This is a genomic window from Mycolicibacterium hodleri (assembly GCF_025822245.1).
GTDB lineage: Bacteria > Actinomycetota > Actinomycetes > Mycobacteriales > Mycobacteriaceae > Mycobacterium > Mycobacterium hodleri.
On record NZ_JACKTL010000017.1, the window covers coordinates 158,474 to 179,267 of the forward strand.

General features: G+C 67.9%; 21 protein-coding genes. 10 read left to right on the plus strand and 11 right to left on the minus strand.

What is annotated here, in order from left to right:
• The first annotated feature begins 49 nt into the window (after positions 1 to 49).
• From H7J06_RS04750 to H7J06_RS04765, 4 genes are all read left to right on the plus strand, one after another.
• A complete protein-coding gene (locus H7J06_RS04750; RefSeq protein ID WP_264037457.1) occupies positions 50 to 2,062 on the plus strand; it encodes a prolyl oligopeptidase family serine peptidase in 2,013 nt (670 codons plus the stop codon).
• A 118-nt stretch (positions 2,063 to 2,180) separates the two neighbouring features.
• Positions 2,181 to 2,789, plus strand: coding sequence for an RNA polymerase sigma factor (locus H7J06_RS04755; RefSeq protein ID WP_264037570.1), 609 nt, complete (start codon positions 2,181 to 2,183; stop codon positions 2,787 to 2,789).
• Positions 2,786 to 3,025 (plus strand): anti-sigma factor family protein, encoded by a 240-nt coding sequence (locus H7J06_RS04760; protein WP_264037458.1) that lies wholly within the window; start codon positions 2,786 to 2,788, stop codon positions 3,023 to 3,025. Before H7J06_RS04755 ends, H7J06_RS04760 begins: the two co-directional genes overlap by 4 nt.
• A gap of 29 nt (positions 3,026 to 3,054) precedes the next feature.
• Positions 3,055 to 3,372 (plus strand): hypothetical protein, encoded by a 318-nt coding sequence (locus H7J06_RS04765; protein ID WP_264037459.1) that lies wholly within the window; start codon positions 3,055 to 3,057, stop codon positions 3,370 to 3,372.
• Here H7J06_RS04765 and H7J06_RS04770 read toward each other — a convergent pair.
• The 6 genes from H7J06_RS04770 to H7J06_RS04795 all read right to left on the minus strand — a co-directional run bounded on the left by H7J06_RS04770 (position 3,369) and on the right by H7J06_RS04795 (position 8,228).
• Positions 3,369 to 4,223, minus strand: coding sequence for a hypothetical protein (locus H7J06_RS04770; RefSeq protein WP_264037460.1), 855 nt, complete (start codon positions 4,221 to 4,223; stop codon positions 3,369 to 3,371). The genes H7J06_RS04765 and H7J06_RS04770 overlap by 4 nt on opposite strands.
• A 30-nt stretch (positions 4,224 to 4,253) precedes the next feature.
• Positions 4,254 to 5,120 carry a polyphosphate kinase 2 gene (gene ppk2 / locus H7J06_RS04775; protein WP_264037461.1) on the minus strand — a complete coding sequence of 289 codons (867 nt, stop codon included), beginning with the start codon at positions 5,118 to 5,120 and terminating at the stop codon, positions 4,254 to 4,256.
• Between the two features lie 73 nt (positions 5,121 to 5,193).
• Positions 5,194 to 6,705 carry an aldehyde dehydrogenase family protein gene (locus H7J06_RS04780; protein ID WP_264037462.1) on the minus strand — a complete coding sequence of 504 codons (1,512 nt, stop codon included), beginning with the start codon at positions 6,703 to 6,705 and terminating at the stop codon, positions 5,194 to 5,196.
• A 9-nt stretch (positions 6,706 to 6,714) separates the two neighbouring features.
• The gene (locus tag H7J06_RS04785) at positions 6,715 to 7,281 is read right to left on the minus strand and encodes a phosphatase PAP2 family protein (RefSeq protein WP_264037464.1); all 567 of its coding nucleotides are present in this window, start codon (positions 7,279 to 7,281) and stop codon (positions 6,715 to 6,717) included.
• Positions 7,282 to 7,289: 8 nt separating this feature from the next.
• On the minus strand, positions 7,290 to 7,814 hold the full coding sequence (locus H7J06_RS04790) for a mycothiol transferase (RefSeq protein WP_264037466.1): 525 nt from the start codon (positions 7,812 to 7,814) through the stop codon (positions 7,290 to 7,292).
• 30 nt (positions 7,815 to 7,844) lie between these two features.
• Positions 7,845 to 8,228: a VOC family protein gene (locus tag H7J06_RS04795; RefSeq protein WP_264037467.1), complete on the minus strand. Its 384-nt coding sequence runs from the start codon at positions 8,226 to 8,228 to the stop codon at positions 7,845 to 7,847.
• Between the two features lie 47 nt (positions 8,229 to 8,275).
• Here H7J06_RS04795 and H7J06_RS04800 point away from each other — a divergent pair, with 47 nt between their 5' ends.
• On the plus strand, positions 8,276 to 10,009 hold the full coding sequence (locus tag H7J06_RS04800; RefSeq protein ID WP_264037468.1) for an N-acyl-D-amino-acid deacylase family protein: 1,734 nt from the start codon (positions 8,276 to 8,278) through the stop codon (positions 10,007 to 10,009).
• On the opposite strand, the gene H7J06_RS04805 is transcribed toward H7J06_RS04800, so the two are convergent.
• On the minus strand, positions 9,904 to 10,866 hold the full coding sequence (locus tag H7J06_RS04805) for a carbon-nitrogen hydrolase family protein (protein WP_264037469.1): 963 nt from the start codon (positions 10,864 to 10,866) through the stop codon (positions 9,904 to 9,906). The genes H7J06_RS04800 and H7J06_RS04805 overlap by 106 nt on opposite strands.
• Entirely contained in the window at positions 10,866 to 12,368 is a 1,503-nt protein-coding gene (locus tag H7J06_RS04810) for an APC family permease (RefSeq protein WP_264037470.1), read from the minus strand. Before H7J06_RS04810 ends, H7J06_RS04805 begins: the two co-directional genes overlap by 1 nt.
• Positions 12,369 to 12,488: 120 nt before the next feature.
• Between H7J06_RS04810 and H7J06_RS32325 the strand changes: the two genes are divergently transcribed.
• From H7J06_RS32325 to H7J06_RS04825, 3 genes are all read left to right on the plus strand, one after another.
• A complete protein-coding gene (locus H7J06_RS32325; protein WP_264037471.1) occupies positions 12,489 to 13,079 on the plus strand; it encodes a TetR/AcrR family transcriptional regulator in 591 nt (196 codons plus the stop codon).
• Positions 13,080 to 13,270: 191 nt separating this feature from the next.
• Positions 13,271 to 14,578, plus strand: a complete 1,308-nt coding sequence (locus tag H7J06_RS04820) for an MFS transporter (RefSeq protein ID WP_264037572.1) — start codon at positions 13,271 to 13,273, stop codon at positions 14,576 to 14,578.
• A 131-nt stretch (positions 14,579 to 14,709) separates the two neighbouring features.
• Positions 14,710 to 15,564 (plus strand): DUF559 domain-containing protein, encoded by an 855-nt coding sequence (locus H7J06_RS04825; RefSeq protein WP_264037472.1) that lies wholly within the window; start codon positions 14,710 to 14,712, stop codon positions 15,562 to 15,564.
• A gap of 126 nt (positions 15,565 to 15,690) precedes the next feature.
• Here H7J06_RS04825 and groL read toward each other — a convergent pair whose 3' ends face one another.
• A complete protein-coding gene (gene groL, locus H7J06_RS04830) occupies positions 15,691 to 17,316 on the minus strand; it encodes a chaperonin GroEL (RefSeq protein ID WP_264037473.1) in 1,626 nt (541 codons plus the stop codon).
• 181 nt (positions 17,317 to 17,497) lie between these two features.
• Entirely contained in the window at positions 17,498 to 18,055 is a 558-nt protein-coding gene (locus H7J06_RS04835; protein WP_264037475.1) for a TetR/AcrR family transcriptional regulator, read from the minus strand.
• Positions 18,056 to 18,151: 96 nt separating this feature from the next.
• On the opposite strand from H7J06_RS04835, the gene H7J06_RS04840 reads away from it, so the two are divergent.
• Entirely contained in the window at positions 18,152 to 19,081 is a 930-nt protein-coding gene (locus H7J06_RS04840) for an SDR family NAD(P)-dependent oxidoreductase (RefSeq protein WP_264037476.1), read from the plus strand.
• Between the two features lie 2 nt (positions 19,082 to 19,083).
• Positions 19,084 to 19,980, plus strand: coding sequence for an SDR family NAD(P)-dependent oxidoreductase (locus H7J06_RS04845; protein ID WP_264037477.1), 897 nt, complete (start codon positions 19,084 to 19,086; stop codon positions 19,978 to 19,980).
• Between the two features lie 4 nt (positions 19,981 to 19,984).
• Here H7J06_RS04845 and H7J06_RS04850 read toward each other — a convergent pair whose 3' ends face one another.
• Complete coding sequence (locus H7J06_RS04850) at positions 19,985 to 20,731, minus strand: acyl-[acyl-carrier-protein] thioesterase (RefSeq protein WP_264037478.1); 747 nt, start codon at positions 20,729 to 20,731, stop codon at positions 19,985 to 19,987.
• Positions 20,732 to 20,794: the final 63 nt, after the last annotated feature.

Genomic DNA, 20,794 nt, shown 5'->3' on the forward strand with positions numbered 1-20,794 from the left:
CGACCAGGTGTTACTCAGCTCACAGTACGCCGACGGTCACAATGGTCGGGTGGACGACGACCCCCAGCTGTGGCTCGAGGACATCACCGGTGACGACGCGCTCGAGTGGGTGCGACGCCACAACGAGCCGACACTCGACGAGCTCGGCGGCGAGCGTTTCGAGCAGATGCGGGCCGAGGCGCTGGAAATCCTCGACACCGACGCCCGGATCCCCTACGTGCGGCGGCGCGGCGGTTACCTCTACAACTACTGGCGCGACGGCGCCCACCCCCGCGGACTCTGGCGACGCACCACGCTGGACCAATACCGCACCGACGATCCTGACTGGGACGTCCTCGTCGACCTGGACGCCTTGGCCGCGGCGGACGACGAGAACTGGGTGTGGGCCGGTGCCGAGGTCATCGAACCCGACTACTCCCTGGCCCTGGTGGAGTTGTCCCGGGGCGGGTCCGACGCCACGGTGGTTCGCGAATTCGACCTGACCACACGGGAATTCGTCGATGGCGGCTTCAGGGTGGACGAGGCCAAGACCAGCATCTCCTGGGAGGACCACGACACCGTGCTCGTCGGCACGGACTTCGGCCCCGGTTCGCTGACCGAGTCCGGCTACCCGCGCGTCGTGAAGCGGTGGCGGCGGAACCAGTCGCTGTCGGAGGCTCAGACGGTGTTCGAGGGCGTCGCAACCGACGTCAGCGTCGGGGTGGGGTTCGACCCGACCCCGGGGTTCGAGCGACTGATCGCCTCCCGGTCGGTCGACTTCTTCAACCGCGAATACTTCGAGATCCGCGACGACGAATTGGTGCGGATCGACGTCCCCACCGACGCGGGGATCTCGATTCACCGGGAGTGGCTGCTGATTCGGCCGCGCACCGCATGGACGGTCGGGACTACGACCTACCCGGCCGGGTCGTTGCTGGCCGCCAAATACGACGAGTTCCTCTCCGGCACAATCGCATTGGACGTTGTCTTCGAGCCGGACGCACACACCAGCCTCGACACCTACACCTGGACCAGGGACCGGCTGGTGCTGGGCACCTTGGTCGACGTCGCCACCCACGTCGAAGTCGTCACCCCCGGTTCGTGGCACCGCGAACCCGTCGTCGGCCTGCCGGCCAACGCGACGACGGTGATCGTCGACGCCGATGAACTCGGCGACGAGATCTTCTTGGATTCCAGCGGTTTCGACAGCCCGTCCCGACTGCTGTGGGCCCACGTCGGCTCGGAACTCACCGAGATCAAGAGTGCGCCGGCGTTCTTCGACGCCTCGGACGTCGAGGTACACCAGCACTTCGTCGCGTCCGCCGACGGCACGATGATCCCGTACTTCGTGGTGGGCCACCGTGGTTCGACGGGTCCGGGCAAGACGCTGCTGGGTGGGTACGGCGGCTTCGAGTCCTCCAACACCCCCGGATATGCCGGCGTCCTAGGCAAGCTGTGGCTGTCGAGGGGAGGCACCTACGTACTGGCCAACATTCGCGGCGGCGGGGAGTACGGGCCGACGTGGCACACCCAGGCGATGCGCGAGGGCAGGCACCTCGTCCACGAGGACTTCGCAGCCGTCGCAGCCGATCTGGTGGCACGCGGCATCACCACCGTCGACCAGTTGGGCGCCCAGGGTGGCAGCAACGGCGGGCTGCTGATGGGCATCATGCTGACCAAGTACCCGGAACTGTTCGGCGCGTTGGTGTGCAGCGTGCCGCTGCTCGACATGAAGCGCTACCACCTGCTGTTGGCCGGGGCCTCCTGGGTCGCCGAATACGGCAACCCCGACGATCCCGACGACTGGGCGTTCATCAGCGAATACTCGCCTTACCAGAACATCTCGGCCGACCGCGAGTATCCCGCGCTCTTGATGACGACGTCCACCCGTGACGACCGCGTCCACCCCGGCCATGCCAGGAAGATGACCGCGGCGCTGGAGGCGGCCGGCCATCGAGTCCGCTACTACGAGAACGTGGAGGGCGGACACGCCGGGGCGGCGGACAACGCACAGACGGCGTTCCGCTCGGCCCTGGTCTACGAGTTCCTGCACCGCATGCTGGGCGACGAGCGGACACCGTAACGATCGCAGGGCGGCCTGACACTCCCCGTCGTCGAACCCCTGACAATCGTCGACGGGAGGTGTCGCCCGTGAACGGCTACCATCCGTGCTAGTGACCTGCGCGACACCCGACGAGACCATGCTCATCACGGCATTGCGGGCCCGTGACGAGGCAGCTTTCGCCGCACTGGTGGATCTCCACACCCCGTCGATGTTGCGCATTGCGCGCGGCTACGTGCCCAACGGTGCGATCGCCGAGGAGGTCGTGCAGGAGACCTGGATTGCGTTGTTCAAGGGGATCGACGCCTTCGAGGGGCGCTCGTCGTTGCGTACGTGGCTCTTCACCGTGATGATCAACATCGCCAAGCGGCGCGGCATGCGGGAACGCCGCGACACCGACGTGGCGATCACGGCCTTTACCGGTGGCACCGTCGACCCCGCCCGGTTCCGGGCCGCCGGACAGCAGTGGTCGGGGCATTGGCGCGAGGCCGAGGAACCCTCGCCGTTCCCGGAGACCCCGGAGGGCTCCCTGCTCGGCGCGGAGTTGATCGCCGTGACCAGACGCGCGCTCGAGGATCTCCCCGAGCGTCAACGCGTCGTGGTGACCATGCGCGACATGCTCGGTTTCGATTCGGCAGAGGTGTGCGAACTGCTCGAGATCAGCGTCGCGAACCAGCGGGTGCTGCTGCACCGCGGCAGAGCTGCGGTCCGGGCCCAGCTCGAGGACTACCTGGGAGATGCCCGATGAATACCGAACCGATGGATTGCCGCGACCTGGTCGAGCTGGTCACGGCCTATCTCGAGGGCGCGCTCGACCCCGAAACCCGGGCCCGGTTCGACCTTCACCTCCTGGAGTGCGACGGCTGCGAGAACTATCTGCAGCAATTCCACGTCACCCTCGAGAACCTCGGCAGGATTCGTGACGAGGACGTCGAGCCGGCTTTCCGCCGCCGGCTGATGGAGGCCTTCCGCGATTGGCGCTAACCGTGCGGGGCCACCCTAGGCTGGACGGCGTGAGCACCCTGTCCACGAGTCTGTTCTACGGTGGCCTGGCGATCCTTCTCGTCGGACTCCTGCTGCCGGGTTGGTCCACCGCGACGTTGCCGAAGCGCGCGGTGAAGCGCCGCATCTATTGGGGCGCAACGATCGTCGCGCTGCCGGTCTTGTTCGCCGCGGGTTGGCCGGATCTGCAGAGCTCACTGGCGTTCGTCGCGATGGCCTGTGTCCTGATGGGCGGCTGGGCCTACTTCCGCACCCCGAACATCAAGCTCAACGGTCGGATCCTGACGGCCGACCCGTCGCACCGCGACGTCGATCCCCCCGCCGGCTAATTGCGTCGCAGGCCGCCGACCATCGACACCAGCACCCCGAGCAACACGAGCGCCGCGCCGGCCGCCAAGGTCAAGTTGAGCCACAGATGCAGGCTGCCGATGGCATGGTCCACCATGGCGGCCGCGACGTTCCTGACCTCGTCGGTGGTGGTGGCGAGCCCGTCGTCGACGTAGCGGCGACCCACCTCGATACCGGCCCAGCCGGCGGCCCCCACGACGAGTCCCGAAACACCAAGGGCGCCAAGCGCCTTGCCCCGCCGCCTGGCAACGGCCAGCGTCAACAGCGCGAACGCGCCGGCCAGGACGGCGGCGCCGACGCTCGCCCACGGGCCCCACTTCGCCACGTCGCGGAACTTGCCCGGCCTCAGCGATTCGGAGATGTTCTGGGTGAGTGGGATTTGCAACGTCTGGGGCGCCTTGATGCCGAAGTCGGCGAGCGTCTGCTGAAACGAGCTGTCCGCCAACATCGGTGACAGGTCGATCTCCCATCGCCCCGACGCATCGGACCGGCCGACGGAATCGGTGAACAGCCAGCGGTGCGCGACCTGGTTGGCAAGCGCGAACTGGCCGGGGAACGCCGCGCTGCCGGTGTAGGCCCGCGCCGCCCCGTTCAGCAGGGTCTCGTTGACGTCCGCGCTCGAGTAACCGGCGTTGGCGGACAACGTCATCAGCTCCGAGGTCAGCGCGGCGGCCATCGCCTGCTGCACCGCGGGGTCCTTCGCCGCCGACGTGGCGAGCGCGGAGTAACCGTCCTGGTCGACGAGGTTGTGCTGGGCCCAGGTCGCGGGCACGGCGACCGCCAGCGTCACGGTGGTGAGCACCCAGAACAGGAAGGCCGCGAGCAACCGCATGCGTGCGTCCTTCCGTCCGGGCGGACCCGGTCAGTCGGCCAGCGCGCGTCCCACGATGAGCGGGTCGGCTCGACCGACCACGTCGTGGTCCTTGTTGTCGTAGTCGAACTTACCCAGGACGTAGCGCATCGCGTTGATGCGGGCGCGTTTCTTGTCGTTGCTCTTGACCACGGTCCACGGCGCCATCTCGGTGTCCGTCCAGGCGAACATGTCCTCCTTGGCCGCGGTGTAGGCCTCCCACTTGTCCAGCGACGCCAGATCGGTGGGTGAGAGCTTCCACTGCCGGACCGGGTCGACCTGCCGGATGGTGAACCGCGTGCGCTGCTCGGCCTGGGTGACGGAGAACCACAGCTTGGTGAGGCTGACGCCGTCGTTGACCAACATCTGCTCGAACAGCGGGGCCTGCCGGATGAACTCGGCGTGCTGCTTGCCGGAGCAGTACCCCATCACGCGTTCGACGCCGGCCCGGTTGTACCAGGACCGATCGAACAGCACGATCTCGCCCGCGGCGGGCAGGTGGTTGACGTAGCGCTGGAAGTACCACTGCGTGCGCTCGCGCTCGGTGGGCTTCTCCAGCGCGACCACGCGGGCCCCGCGCGGGTTCAGGTGTTCCATGAACCGCTTGATGGTGCCGCCCTTGCCGGCGGCGTCGCGGCCCTCGAACACGATGACGTGCCGGTGCCCGTGGGTCTGGCTCCACTTCTGCAGCTTCAACAGCTCGATCTGCAGCAGCCGCTTCTGCTCCTCGTACTCGTCGCGCCTCATGCGCTCCTCGTACGGATAGTTCTCCCGCCAGGTGTCCACGACCTCGCCGGTGGGCTGGATGATCAGCTCGGGATCGTCGTCGTCGTCATCGCGCACGGTGTAGCCGTTGAGGGCATGGGCGTCCAGGGTCACCGGCGAAACGTAACGACTCTTGCCGAATCTAGGGTGACGCCCAGGTGAACGGACGGTGCGCTGCGGCAGCGCCCTACTTGGCCGTGCGCTTGGGACGAATCAACGCGAACTTCGTCATCATCGCGTTCATCCGCTTCAGCGCCTTGGGCGAGTTGTTGTAGTAATTGCCGCCCGCCCCGGCGCTGGTCCGCGGGGCGACGATGGCCTCCTGGCGACAGAACTTGCGCAGGCCCTCCGCGCCGCCGAAGCGCACGCCGATGCCCGACGTCTTCCACCCACCCATCGGCGCGGTGGTGCACATCAGATTGGAGATCACGTCGTTGATGTTGACGGCGCCGCAATCCAGTTCCAGCGCAACGTCGTTGGCTCGCTCGACGTCACGGGAGAACACCGACGCGCTGAGTCCGTAGGGGCTGTCGTTGGCGAGCCGGACCGCCTCGGCGACCGACTTCACCTTCATGATGGGCAGCGTCGGACCGAAGGTCTCCTCCGTCATGCACGCCATCGAGTGGTCGACGTCGACCAGCACGGTCGGCGGGTAGAAGCTGCCGGGCCCGCTCGGGCGCGTGCCGCCGGTCAGCGCCTTGGCCCCCTTGGCGACGGCGTCGTCGACGTGGCGGGCGGTGACGGCGACCTGGCTCTCGTCGATCAGGGCGCCGAAGTCGAAGCCCTCCCCCGCGCCCATCTTGAGGTTCTTCACGTCGCGGACGACGGCCTCGACGAACGCGTCGTAGACCTGCTCGAGCACGTACACCCGCTCGACGGACACGCACGTCTGGCCGGCGTTGAACATGGCGCCCCACACCGCGGCGTGCGCGGCGAGGTCGACGTCGGCGTCCTCCAGCACGATCATCGGATCCTTGCCGCCGAGTTCCAGGCTGACCGGGGTGAGCCGGCGGGCGGCACGTTCCATCACCTTCGCGCCGGTCGCGCTGGATCCGGTGAACTGGATGTAGTCGGAATTGTCGACGACGGCCTCGACGGCCTCGCGCGCACCCTGGACGATCGCCATCACCTCGGGCGCGCCCGAGTCGAGCCACCCGCGCTGCAGCAGCTCGGCAGTCAACGGGGTGCGCTCCGAGGGCTTGAGCAGCACGGCGCAGCCCGCCGCGAGGGCGGCGATGCCGTCCATCAGCAGGTTGGCGACCGGGTAGTTCCACGGCGCGATGATCCCGACGATGGGTCGGGGCCGGTAGTGCACGGCGATCTTCTTGATCGACAGGAACGGCAGCGACGCCGGCCGGCTCTCGGGCGCCAGCGCCTTCTCCATCGTCTTGATGTAGTAGGACGCGATCATGATCAACAGCGGCACTTCTTGGGCCGCGTCGGTCGCCGACTTGCCGGTCTCGGCAATCAGGAGCGACTCGATCTCCTCGCGGTGCTCCCCGAGCCACACGGCGTACCGGGCGATCACCTTGGCGCGTCCGGCGGCGCCGCGCGCCTCCCATTCCCGCTGCGCGTGACGTAGACCGGTGGTGACCCGGGCGACGTCGGCGGGGTCGGACCAACGGACGGTTCCGGCGACGGCCCCGGTGGCCGGATTGAGGACGTTGGCGACCGCGTCGACTTCAGGCGTTGCTGTCATGACCTCATGCTAGCCGCTGCTGTGATCTAGATCGCAGCGGGGTTGACACCCGTCAACTTTGGCCGCGACCGCGGCCGCCGCGACAAGTGAACTGCCGAGGAGCACTGCCCCGATCGTGTCGGTGAAGTAGTGATAGGTGAGCGCCTGTCCCGCGGTGCCGAGCACGGCGAACGCCGTCACCGCCAGCAACAGCCACCGCCGCGTTCCCCACACGAGGACGACCATTCCGAGCACCGTCATCAGCACCGTGACGTGCCCGCTGGGGTAGGCCAGCGCGCCCTCCCGCTCCCGGCCGAACAGGCGCTTGAGCAGACGCACGGCGACGACGCCCGCCAACGGCGTCACGACCACCACTGCGGCCAGCCGCCAATGGCGCCGGTAGAGCGCCACCGCTGCAGCGGTCCCGAGCATGATCACGAGCAGCAAGGGCATCGTGAAGAGCAACAGCCAACCAAACCGTGGATGAGCGTCAGAACCGTTTTCGATGAACCAGTCGTCGAGTCGCGTCGACCCGTTGCCGACTGCCAGTCCCAGCGCAACCATCAGCGGCAGGCCGACCGCCGGCCACCACTTCACCGCCGGCGTCATTCGTCGCCGACGAGCCCTCGGACGTAGGCCGCCTGACCCAGGTGCTGCGCGCAGTCGTCGACGATGCTGACGATGCGGGCACTCGCAGTCACCGGTGGCGTCCACCGCTTGTCGACGATCGTCTCGAGGTCCTGCGCGGTGGCCGAGGCGACGTAGGACAGCGCCATCGAGTGCACGGCGCGGTAGTACCCGCCGAGCAGATCCGCCGACGCACGCACCTTGGCGACCTGTTCGGCGTCGTGGCCGTAGCCGCTCGAGTCCTTCGGCAGGTCGAGGTCGAACCTGCCCACCCAGTCGTCGCGGAACCAGACCTGGTCGGCGCCGGCGATCTCGCTGAGCTGAGCGTCGACCACCCGGGCGCTGTGCCACAACAGCCAGGCGACGGTGTTGGCGTTCGGGGTGGCCCGGTAGTAGGCGACCTCGTCGGTCAAGCCGTCGACGAGGTCGTCGACGTGTTCGGCGAGTCGGGTGAACGAATCGCGCAGCAGCTCACGGGCAACGGAGATGTCGGTGTCGGACATGGTTGCGACGCTACCTGGTGCCGGGTGGCCTCAACCGTCAGCCGGCGACGCCCCGTGGAACACGGCCTCGACGTTGTTGCCGTCGGGATCCCTGACGAAGGCGCCGAAGTAACCGGGGTGGTATTCGGGCCAGAGGCGCGGGGCGTGCAGCGACTCCGCGCCCAGCGCCATCGCGGCGTCATAGAAGCCCTCGACCTGCTGGACCCCCGCGGACTGGAAGGCGAAGTGGATGGCCGCACCAACCTCGCGGTCGGCACCGTCCTCGATCCAGAAGTCCGGCTTGCCACCGCTGCCGTAACCGATGGCGGGCCCGAACTCCATCTGCCGGGTGTACCCCAGCGCACCGAGGACCGCGTCGTAGAACTGCTGCGACTTGCCGTAGTCGGCACACACGATTCCGAAGTGGTCGATCACGAGACTCATCGTGGCACGAAGCACCGACACCGCCGTAGATTCGGCCAATGAGCTACGACCTGATCATCCGCAACGGCACGATCGTCGACGGCCTCGGCGGTGAGCCGTTCACGGGCGACGTCGCGGTGGCCGGCGGTGTCATCGCCGCGGTCGGCGCGGTCGACGGCGACGCGACGCGCGAAATCGACGCGACCGGCCTGCTCGTCACACCCGGGTTCGTCGACCTTCACACCCACTACGACGGTCAGGCCATCTGGAGTGACCGGATGACGCCGTCATCGGCACACGGCGTCACCACCGCCGTGATGGGCAACTGCGGCGTCGGCTTCGCACCGTGCCACGCGGAGGACCACGACACCCTGGTCGACCTGATGGCGGGCGTGGAGGACATTCCGGGCGTGGTGATGACCGACGGTCTGCCGTGGACGTGGGAGACGTTCCCCGAGTTCCTCGACGCACTGGACGGCCGTCGCAGGGACATCGACGTCGCAGCGCTCCTTCCGCACTCGCCGTTGCGGGTGTACGTGATGGGCCAGCGCGGCGTCGACCGAGAGGCCGCCACCGCCGAGGACCTGTCCCAGATGCGCACGCTCGCCGCGGAGGCCGTCGAGGTGGGCGCGCTGGGCTTCGCGTCGTCGCGGTTGACGTTGCACAAGAGCGAAAGTGGCCAGCCCATACCGAGTTTCAACGCCGGCCGCGACGAGATCGAGGCGATCGCCCGTGGCGTCAAGGACGCCGGCGGCGGCCTGATCCAGTTCGTGCCCGACCTCGTCGCCGGAGACTACGGCCCAGCCCTCGAGACGGTGTTCGCCGTCGCGGCGGACGTCGGCCTCCCGGTCACGTTCACGCTCGCGATCGGCAACGCGGGCGACCCGTTCTACCTCGACGGCCTCGACCTCGTCGAGAAGGCGAATGCGGAACGCGGCCCAGATGATCCTCGGGTCTCGGCGCAGATCTTCCCGCGACCGATCGGGCTGATGATCGGCCTCGAGCTGTCCGGCAACCCGTTCATCCTCTATCCGAGCTACCGCGAACTGGCCCACCTACCGCTGGCCGAACGTGTCGCCGAGATGCGCAAACCCCATGTGCGAGAGCGCATCCTGGCCGACCAGCCGGCGTCCGACGGGCATCCGCTGATGTTCGCCGCCCAGGCCTGGGAGTGGATGTTCCCCATCGGCGACCCACCGAACTACGAGCCGGCCCGGTCCGACAGCATCGCGTCTCGCGCGCGTGCCCGGGGCGTCAGCCCGCTCGAGGAGGCCTACGACCGGGTACTCGACGACGAGGGCCGCGCCATGCTGCTCGTCACCCTGGCCAACTTCCGCGACGGCTCGCTGGACACGGTCGCCGAGTTGATGAAGCGCGATGACGTCGTACTCGGCCTTGGCGACGGCGGCGCGCACTACGGAATGATCTGCGACGCAAGCTTTCCCACCTACATGCTGGCGCACTGGGCTCGCGACCGTCCGTCGGGCCGACTTACGGTGGCCGACGCGGTCCGCGAACTGACGTCGGCGCCGGCACGGGTCGCGGGCCTTGCCGACCGGGGCCGCATCGCCGTCGGATACAAGGCCGACCTCAACGTCGTCGACCATGCCGCTCTGACGCTGCACACGCCCGTGATCGTCCGCGATTTGCCCGCCGGCGGTCGCCGCCTCGACCAGACCGCCGACGGTTACGTCGCGACCGTGGTATCCGGTGAGGTCATCGCCGAGAACGGCGTGCCGACGTCGGCGCTACCCGGCAAGCTGGTGCGCGGCAGGCAGTCCGCCCCGGCCTGATGCCAAGCGGGGGTCGAGATGGCCCCGCCATACATCGGCAGGTGAACGTCCGCACCGTAGCGGGCGAGCTGATCCCACGGCCGGTTCAGACCGAAGGAGCCGTGGGTCCGCACCCGAGTCACGGTGTCCAGATCCAGACAATCGATCAGGACCTCCTCACCGTTTCCGGCCAACTGACGCACGGTGCCCTCGGGATCGACGATGCAACTGCCCCCGACACCTGCCGGATCCGCGGCGTTGACGTTCACGAGGAACAGCTGGTTGGTCCATGCGTTGGCACGGGCGCAGACCAGTTCCATCTCACGGTCGCGCGTCGTCGTCAAGGTCGGCTGGATGATCACCTCGGCCCCGAGCCAGGCCAATTGCCTGGCGGATTCGGGGAACGATCCGTCGTAACAGATCGCGAGACCGATGCGGCCCACGCCCGGGACGTCGAAGACCACGAACTCGTCACCGGGGGTCGTCTGCTCGTACGGCTGCCAGGGAAACACCTTGCGGTACGTCGCGGCGATCTCGCCGTCCGGTGACACGGCGACCGCGGTGTTGTAGACCTTGCCGTCGTCACCACGCTCGTACAGCGAGCCCGGGATCAGCCACAGCCCGGTGTCCTTGGCCAGCTGGCAGATTCGGTCGGTGGTGGGCCCGGGGATGGGTTCGGCCACCTCCCGCATCCACCCCGCACGCGCCTTCAGCAGCGGCGCCTCGGCAGAGAGCATCAGCTCGGGCACCACGACCAGTTGCACGTGGGGGAAGGTGCCGCGCACCGCGTGGACCTGGTCGCTGAACCGCTCCCAGCTGGCGGCGATGTCGTAGGGCACCGGAGTGGTCTGGATGGCGGCGATGGTGAGTGTTCGCATCAGTTGTCCTCGGTGACGGTCGGAGTGGCGACGGCCTCGTGGCCGCCGTGGAAGAAGTCTGGAAACCGGGTGCGCACGACGAGCATTGCCGCCACCCCGACGCCGATGGCGCCAACGCCGAGAAGGAAGACTCCGCCGACTCCGTGGAACGACGTCGCTCCGTAGGTCGGAGCAAGCATGTCATGCGCGCTGCGGGCGAACGCCGCGAGCATGATCAGGCCGCCGACGGCGGGCAGGATGCCCCGCAGGAACAGGTCGCGAACGGATGCCGTCAACCGGCGGCGGAAGTACCAGACACAGGCGAGCCCGGTGACCCCGTAGTAGAAGGCGATGAGCAGCCCCACCGAGAGGATGGCATCGCCGAGGAAGTTGGCCGACACCGTCGCCAAGACCGCGAGCAGCACCGCCGCGGCCACCCCAAAGAACACCGTGCCGAAGGCGGGGGTGCGGAACGTGGGGTGAATTCGACTGAACGCCTTGGGGAGTGCTCCGTGGCTTCCCATCGACAGCGTGGTGCGCGGGCTGCTGATCACACAGGTGAGCAGGGCCGAGACAGCGGACACGCAGATGGCCAGTTCGACGACCTTCGCCAGCGCGGCGCCGAGCACCGGTGGTCCGAGGGTCTTGAGCACGTCGGCTGCGTTGTCGGCGTTGCCGAGACCCAGACCGTCGGTTCCCGTGCCAGCGAAGCTGATCGCCGCAAACGCGGTGAACAGGTAGGTGCCCAGCAGGAGCACGGTCGAGAGCACCGCCGCCCGGCCGGGGGTCCGATCGCTGTCCTTCGTTTCCTCGTTGACGGTGATGAGTGAATCCCAGCCCCAGTAGATGAACAGGCACAGCAACACGGCTTCGGCGAACGGACCAAAACCGTCGAACGCCAACGGGTTGAGCCAGGACAGGCTGGGCGCCTCGGCTCCCGGACGGACGAACGCCGCAGCTCCGAAGCAGAACAGCGCGACCAGTTGCAGACCAAGGAGCACGTACTGGACCTCGGCCGCGATCTGAAGACCCCGGTAGGCCGTGGCGGTGACGGCGGCGAGAATCAGCACGGCCGTGGCGATCACCGCAACGTCGTTGTCCGCCAACGACTCCAAGCCGAACAACGTCAGGAGGTAGCCGGCACCGACGCGGGCGAGTGCGGCCATCGCGATGAGCGTCGCGATCTGCACGACCCAACCACCGGAGAGCCAGCCCGCGTACGGACCGAAGGCCCTGGTGTTCCAGACGAACGTGGTTCCGCAGTCGGGCATCTCGGCGTTCAGCTCGCGAAATGCGAACGCCGTCAACAGGATCGGCAGGAAGCCGACCAACAGGGCGGCGGGTGCGAGGTGCCCGACGACCATGACGACGAAGCCGAGCGTGACCGCGATGCTGTAGGCGGGGGCCACGGAAGCCAGACCCAGCGCGACGACGGCGAGCAATCCGACCGAGTTGGTGCGCAGGCCCTTGCCGGGGGGATCCGACGGGGATTCCGCGCGGGCGGCGGACGGGTGAAGGGACATGACGCTCCTTGGACTATTCGTTAAATACTGATTTAACGGATAGGTGATCCAGGTGTCAATAGCTGCACAGGTATCCTTTGAATCTCGTTGTAACGATTACCGCGGCGAAGGACACTGCCAGTGGCACGGAAGAAGGACCAGGAAGCCCGTCGAACCGAGCTCGGCGAGGCCGTGCGGCGGGCCGTGCTGACACGCGGCCTGGAGGGCGTGCGCCTGCGCGACATCGCGGAGCAGGCGGGTGTCACTCCGGCGGCGGTGCTCTACTACGGCGACGTGGACGCGCTGACCTACGACACCTACAAGCAGGCGATCGAACGCTTCAGCCAGGAGCGCGAACGCGTCGCCGAACGGTTCCCCGACGCCCGCGACCGGCTGCGCGCCAGCATCGACCACGGGGTGGCCACCGGCCCCGACGACGAACTGGTGCGGCTGCTGTTCGAGTTCTGGCCGCGCTCGTTGCGCGATCCCAAGGCCGCCGTGTTGGACTCATCTCTCACCGAACGCCAGATCGCGGTCTACAGCGCAATCTTCACCCTCGGCCAGACGCAGGGGCACTTCACGCTGGGCGATCCCCCACGCCTGCTCGCAGGCAACGTCGTCGCGATGGAGGACGGCTACCAGATGGAGGTGCTGTCGGGGCGCCGCTCCCGCGACGAGGTCAAGTCGTGCCTGCACTCTTATGCCCGCGCGGTCACGGGCTGCGAGCTCTGACGCGCTGCACCGGTGCCCGTGGAGCCCAGCGACCCCCTGTCGCCGTCCGGATCATATGACGCCCAAAAGTCGAGTACTGACGTTCGCGCAAATTCACTGATCTTGTTCTTCCGACCCCGATTTCGGATCACCGTGCGCGCAACGGTGGTCATCGGCCTCTGGACACGAGGTGATTGACTCCCGTGACCGTCATGAACGCCCCCGCCGGCGACGAAGCCCTCGTCATCTCGCCGCAGGCTCGTACCGCGCTGTGGGCCAGCCTGGTCGGCACCACCATCGAGTGGTACGACTTCTTCCTCTACGCCACCGCCGCAAGCCTGGTGTTCAACAAGGCGTTCTTCCCTGACCAGACGACGTTCGTGGGCACCCTGCTGGCCTTTGCCACCTTCGCGGTCGGCTTCCTGGTTCGCCCCATCGGAGGCTTCGTCTTCGGCCACGTCGGTGACCGAATCGGGCGCAAGAAGACGCTGGCAATCACGATGTTCCTGATGGGTGGGGCGACCGCACTCATGGGTCTGCTGCCCACCGCCGCACAGATCGGCGTCCTCGCACCGATTCTGTTGCTCGTGCTGCGGATCGTGCAGGGCTTCGCCCTCGGCGGCGAATGGGCGGGTGCGGTCCTGCTGGCCGTCGAGCACGGGCCGCCGCGGCGGCGTGGGCTGTTCGGCAGCATCCCGCAGGTCGGGCTGGCCGTCGGATTGGCCTTGGGCACGGGCGTCTTCGCCCTCCTGCAGATCGCGCTGCCCGACGACGCCTTCCTGGAGTATGGCTGGCGCATCGCGTTCCTGTTCAGCATCGTGCTGGTCGTCTTCGGCATCGTGGTGCGGTTGAAGGCCACCGAGACGCCCGCGTTCGAGAAGGTCCGTGACAGCGACGATCGGGTCGCGGTGCCGCTGCGCGAGGTCTTCAAGCCGCCGGCATTGCGTTCGACGGTGCTGGGAATGCTGTCGCGATGGGGTGAGGGCGCCGCCTTCAACACCTGGGGCGTGTTCGCCATCTCCTACGCAACCGGCACCCTCAAACTCGACAAGATCCCGGTGCTGGTCTCCGTGACCGTCGCCGCCCTGCTGATGGCGGTCCTCATTCCGGTGTCGGGGCTGTTGACCGACCGATTCGGCCCGAAGCGCGTGTACGCCATCGGAATCGCCGCCTACGGGGTCGCGGTGTTCCCGGTCTTCGCCCTCTTCGACACCAGGGACATCTGGTTGTACGCAGTGGGGATGGTGCTGGTGTTCGGCATCGTCCACGCGCTGTTCTACGGAGCGCAGGGCACGCTGTACGCCTCGCTGTTCCCGGCCCGCATTCGCTACACCGGGCTGTCGACGGTCTACCAGCTCTCCGGCGTCTACGCCTCCGGGCTGACGCCGTTGATCCTGACGGCGTTGATCGGCCTGGCGGGCGGTACGCCGTGGCTCGCCTGCGGCTACCTCGTCGCGACCGCGGCGATCGCCGTCGTCGCGACGCTTCTGCTCAAGCCGACGCCGCTCGCGGAGATCTAGCGCGAGCGTGCGGTTACCCGGTGGCGGATCGTCGCATTGGCACCGACACCGTGCACACTCGGCGGCACCGGCTGTGGATAACTCATCGCCGTTGGCGGAAATCGTCGGCCGGGTCTACCACCGTCGCCGTCATGACGAATCCCATTCTCGGCATCCAGACGGTACGCCGCGGTCAGATCACCGATCACTGTCTCCGCACCCGCTACCGCGCCGTCCATCGCAACGTCTACGTGGCCAACGACGTCGAGCTGACGGCTGAGTTGCGAGCGCGGGCGGCCTGGCTCTTTGCAGGACCGAACGCCGTCCTGGCCGGGATGTCGGCCGCGGCCGTGCACGGCACCAAGTGGCTGGACCCCAATTCGCCCGCGGAGGTGGTGCGGGCCAATCGACACGGTCCTGCCGGAATCATCGTCCGGTCCTACGCCCTCGACGCCGATGAGGTCTGCGAACGACAAGGAATGCGCGTGACGACGGCAGCTCGGACTGCATTCGACATCGGCCGGTCACTTCCTCTTCCTCGAGCGGTTCCCATCCTCGACGCCTTGTTGAACGCGACGCGCCTCGAGGTCGCAGACGTGCTGAGCCTTGCCGATCGCAGGCGGGGTGCCCGCGGCGTCCGCGCGTGGCGGGCGCTCGCCGAACTAGTCGACGGTGGGGCGGAATCTCCTCGCGAAAGCCGGGTTCGCCTGTTGTTGACAGCTGCCGGGCTGCCGCGGCCCGAGACTCAGATCGAATTCCGCGACAGCCGTGGCGACGTCGTCATCCGCGTCGACATGGGGTGGCGACAGTGGAAGGTGGCCGTCGAGTACGACGGCGTACAGCACTGGTCCGATGGCAGGCAGCGGTCCTGGGACATTGAACGCATCGCCATGCTGGAGGCCCTCGGCTGGTCAGTCATCCGCGTGAGTGCCGAAATGCTGCGTCGCCCCGATGTCATCCTTGAACGGGTACGGGCCAAGCTAAGGGACGCCGGCTGCCCGGTCTGACGTCGACCGTGCAGGTTGTCGGCGCCGAATCGTCGATGATCCACCGGCAGCCTGCACACTCGGCGACCGATGAACACGAAAGAGCCCGGCGTCGCACGCGACGCCGGGCTCCCTTCGTACGGGGACTTAGAAGTCCATGCCGCCCATGCCACCGGTCGGGTCGCCCGCGGGAGCGGACGCCTTCTCCGGCTTGTCGGCGACGACGGCCTCGGTGGTGAGGAACAGCGCCGCGATCGAGGCCGCGTTCTGCAGCGCAGAGCGCGTCACCTTGACCGGGTCTGCGACGCCGGCCTTGAGCAGGTCCTCGTACACGTTGGTCGCGGCGTTGAGGCCGTGACCCGCGGGCAGGTTGGAGACCTTCTCGGCCACGACACCGGGCTCGAGACCACCGTTGAAGGCGATCTGCTTGAGCGGTGCCGACAGCGCGACGCGCACGATGTTGGCGCCGGTCGCCTCGTCACCCTCGAGCTTGAGCTCGTCGAGCGACGGGGCCGCCTGCAGCAGGGCCACGCCGCCACCGGCGACGATGCCCTCTTCGACGGCAGCCTTCGCGTTGCGAACGGCGTCCTCGATGCGGTGCTTGCGCTCCTTGAGCTCCACCTCGGTGGCAGCTCCGGCCTTGATCACCGCAACACCGCCGGCCAGCTTGGCCAGGCGCTCCTGCAGCTTCTCGCGGTCGTAGTCGGAGTCGCTGTTCTCGATCTCGGCGCGGATCTGCGAGACCCGGCCCGCGATCGCGTCGGCGTCGCCGGCGCCACCGACGAGGGTGGTCTCGTCCTTGGTGATGACGACCTTGTCGGCCTTGCCGAGCAGCGCGACGTCGGCGGTCTCGAGGGACAGTCCGACCTCTTCGCTGATGACCTGGCCACCGGTGAGGATGGCGATGTCCTGCAGCATGGCCTTGCGGCGGTCACCGAAGCCGGGCGCCTTGACGGCGACGGACTTGAAGGTGCCACGGATCTTGTTGACCACCAGGGTGGAAAGGGCTTCGCCCTCGACGTCCTCGGCGATGATCAGCAACGGCTTGCCGGACTGGATGATCTTCTCCAGCAGGGGCAGCAGGTCCTTGACGGTCGAGACCTTGGAGCTGACGAGCAGGATGTACGGCTCTTCCAGGACGGCTTCCTGACGCTCGGCGTCAGTCACGAAGTAGCCCGAGATGTAGCCCTTGTCGAAGCGCATGCCCTCGGTGAGCTCGAGCTGCAGGCCGAAGGTGTTGGACTCCTCGACGGTGATGACACCCTCGTTGCCGACCTTGTCCATGGCCTCGGCGATCAGATCACCGATGGACTGGTCACCGGCGGAGATGCCGGCGGTGGCAGCGATTTGCTCCTTGGTCTCGATGGCCTTGGCCTGAGCCAGCAGGGTTTCGGTGACCTTCTCGACGGCCTTCTCGATGCCGCGCTTGAGGCCGAGCGGGTTGGCGCCGGCCGCAACGTTGCGCAGACCCTCGCGCACGAGCGCCTGGGCCAGCACGGTGGCGGTGGTGGTGCCGTCGCCCGCGACGTCGTCGGTCTTCTTGGCGACTTCCTTGACCAGCTCTGCGCCGATCTTCTCGTACGGGTCCTCCAGCTCGATCTCCTTGGCGATGGACACACCATCGTTGGTGATCGTGGGGGCGCCCCACTTCTTCTCGAGGACGACGTTGCGACCCTTGGGGCCCAGCGTCACCTTTACCGCGTCGGCGAGGGCGTTGAGGCCCCGCTCGAGGCCGCGGCGGGCCTCTTCGTCATACGCAATTGTCTTGGCCATTGCGAAGTGTTCCTCCGGATTGGGGATGGCACGTATTTCGGTCGGGCTCAGTGCCCGCGACGGACGACTGGAGTGTGCGACCGCAGTTGCGGCCCCAGTCTCACCGTCCCGACCTAGCACTCACCGATCGCGAGTGCCAACGTCATTTTTAGCACTCGACCATGGCGAGTGCAAGGTTCGCTCACGCCCGCAGACCGTCGATGATGACGTCGACGACCCGCTCGGCTACCCCGTTGCCGTACTCGTAGTTGGACTTGCACACCATCAGCAGCGCCTTGACCTCCGGCACGCCGACGTCCGCCCGCACCGTGCCCGCCCCCTGCGCAGCGGCCAACAGCTCGCCGAGCACGCCGAGGAATTCCTTCTCCGCACCCGTGGTGGCGGCCTCGACGTCGAACCCATAACTGGCCAGTGCGTCGAACAGGCCGTGGTCGGCAGTGCCCGTGCGCAACATCCCCCGCATGAAGGCGTACAGCGCCTCGCCGGGCCCTTCGGACGCCACCAGCGCGCGTGCGTCGTCGACGATGTGGCGCACCCGGTCCTCGAAGACGGCCGTGAAGAGGGCCTCCTTGGTGGGGAAGTGCCGGTACACCGTGCCCGCGCCGACGCCCGCACGACGGGCGATCTCATCGATGGGGACGGCCACCCCTTCGGCGGCGAAGGTCTCGTAGGCCACTTCCAACACCTTCGCCCGGTTACGGGCGGCGTCGGCACGCAACGGCCGAACCAAATCGGTCATCATGCCTCCTTCGGTTGACAAAACGGAGTGTGCGTTCCGTATAGTTGTCGGCAACCGGAGTGCACGTTCCGCTTCGATCCTACCCAGGAGGCAGTCATGCGTTGGACCATCACCGACATTCCCGACCAGACCGGCCGCACCGCCGTCGTCACCGGGGCCAACACCGGCCTGGGTTACGAGACCGCAGCGGCGCTCGCCGCCAAGGGCGCCCACGTCGTGCTCGCCGTCCGCAACCTCGACAAGGGCAAGGCCGCGGCAGACCTCATCGCCCGGCGCACCCCGGGGGCCCAGGTCACGCTGCAGCAGCTCGACCTCACCTCGCTCGACTCGGTCCGCGAGGCGGCCGACCAACTGCACGCCGCGCTCGACGACGTCGACCTGCTGATCAACAACGCGGGCGTCATGATGACTCCCCAGGCGACGACGAAGGACGGCTTCGAGCTCCAGTTCGGCACGAACCACCTGGGCCACTTCGCCCTCACCGGTCGGCTGCTCGACCTGCTGCTGGCCACGCCCGGCTCGCGGGTCGTCACCGTCAGCAGCATCGGCCACCGCTTCGGTCGCATCGCGTTCGACGACCTGCAGTCCGAGCGCGGATACAACCGCTTCAGCGCCTACGGACAGTCCAAGTTGGCCAACCTCCTGTTCACCTACGAGCTGCAGCGCAGGCTGGCCGGCCGCGACACCGTCGCCGTCGCCGCCCATCCCGGCGGCTCGAGCTCGGAATTGAGCCGCCACCTCCCCCGCCCGCTGAAGGTGGCCTTCGGGGCGCTGGAGCAGGACACCGAGACGGGAGCCTTGCCGTCCTTGCGCGCGGCGACCGACCCCGCCGTCGCCGGCGGCCAGTACGTCGGCCCCGGCGGGTTCATGGAGATGCGCGGCAACCCCAAGGTGGTCTCGTCGAACCGCCGCTCCCACGACACCGCGGTGCAGCGCCGGCTGTGGACGGTGTCCGAGGAGCTCACCGGCGTGGCGTTCGACCTGCAGCCCGCGTCCCAAGCCCATCCGTCGACCACACAGGAGTAGCCATGAGTAACTGGACCACCGCCGACATCCCCGACCAATCCGGCCGCATCGCGGTCGTCACCGGCGCCAACACCGGCCTGGGTTACGAGACCGCCGCCGCGCTCGCCGCCCACGGCGCACACGTCGTACTCGCCGTGCGCAACGTCGAGAAGGGCAAGCAAGCCGCCGCACGCATCGGCGGCGACGTCTCGGTCGTCGAACTCGACCTGACGTCACTGGCCGCGGTCCGCACCGCCGCCGCCGAGCTGACGTCCCGGTTCGACCACCTCGACCTGCTGATCAACAACGCCGGGGTGATGACGACGCCCAAGTCGACGACCGCCGACGGATTCGAGCTGCAGTTCGGCACCAACCACCTCGGCCACTTCGCCTTCACTGGGTTGCTCGTCGACCACATTGCCGACGTGCCCGGCGCCCGCGTGGTCACGGTCAGCAGCAACGGACACAAGATGCTCGCCGACATCCACTTCGACGACCTGCAGTGGGAGCGCGGCTACAACCGGCTGCGCGCCTACAGCCAGTCCAAGCTCGCCAACCTGATGTTCACCTACGAACTGCAGCGCCGGCTGGCCGACGGGCACGCCGCGGTCGCCGTCGCCGCACACCCCGGCTTCTCGAGCACCGAGCTCGGCCGGAACCTCCCCGACGCCCTGCAGCCCGTGGTGAACGCGTTCGGTCCGCTGCTCGGCCAGAGCGCCGCGATGGGAGCGCTGCCCACCCTGCGCGCCGCCACCGACCCCGGCGTGCTCGGCGGACAGTACTTCGGCCCCGACGGTCTCGGGGAGCAGCGCGGCTACCCGAAGGTGGTGGCGTCGAGCGAGAAGTCCCACGACCTCGCCATGCAACGCCGGCTGTGGTCGGTGTCCGAGGAGCTGACGGGCGTGACGTACCCGGTCTAGCGGCCTACAGCTTGCGCAGGAGCGCCGCGGCGCGCACGTCGTCGCCGACGCTCAACGCGATGTGGACCTCGCCGCCACGCCGTACGTAGCCGATGGTCACGTCCTCCCCGTACTGGATCGGTCGGCGGTATTCGACCACCGCTCGGTACGGCGGGACGCAGACGTCGGGCTCCATCGCCATCACCTCGTGGACGGCGTGCCAGTAGGCGGTGTTGGTGACGTGCTGGAAGACGTCGACGTCGGTGCGGCGCAACGGAAACGCCGTGGTGACGTCGACGCCGTCGGGGTCGGCCAGCCACTTGCGCCACTTGAGCCGGTGCTCGGTGGTCGTGGAGGCGAACTTCTCGATCAGGGTGTCGGACACCCGCAACGGCGTCATCGTCTTGGCGTTGACCGCGATCCAGAACCCCTCGGTCTCGATCCGCCCGCCCTCGGCCCCGACCAGGTCGACGCGCATGGTGCACCACCGCGACGACAGTGCCGAGCACCACCGCCGCAGGGTGACCTCGGTGGGCAACTCGATCGGCTCGAGCACGTCGACGACGGTCCGGTTGACGATCCAGTGCGGGTGAGCCTCGGCCTCGCCGGAGTCGACCAGGTTCTCTGCGCCGGCCTCCTGGATGTAGCGGGCCACCCCGTCCAGCCGCAGCCGCAACCGGTCGTCGACGTCACCGGTCGCCACCGGCCATGACGTCTCGTAGACGTAGCCGGTTGTGGGTAACGGGCTCAGCGGCTGGTCGGGGGTGCTCACCGGTTCTGTCTACCGGTCCGCCGCCGACGACCACACGGGGGTGGTGCTTCCGGTCCGGCGGAT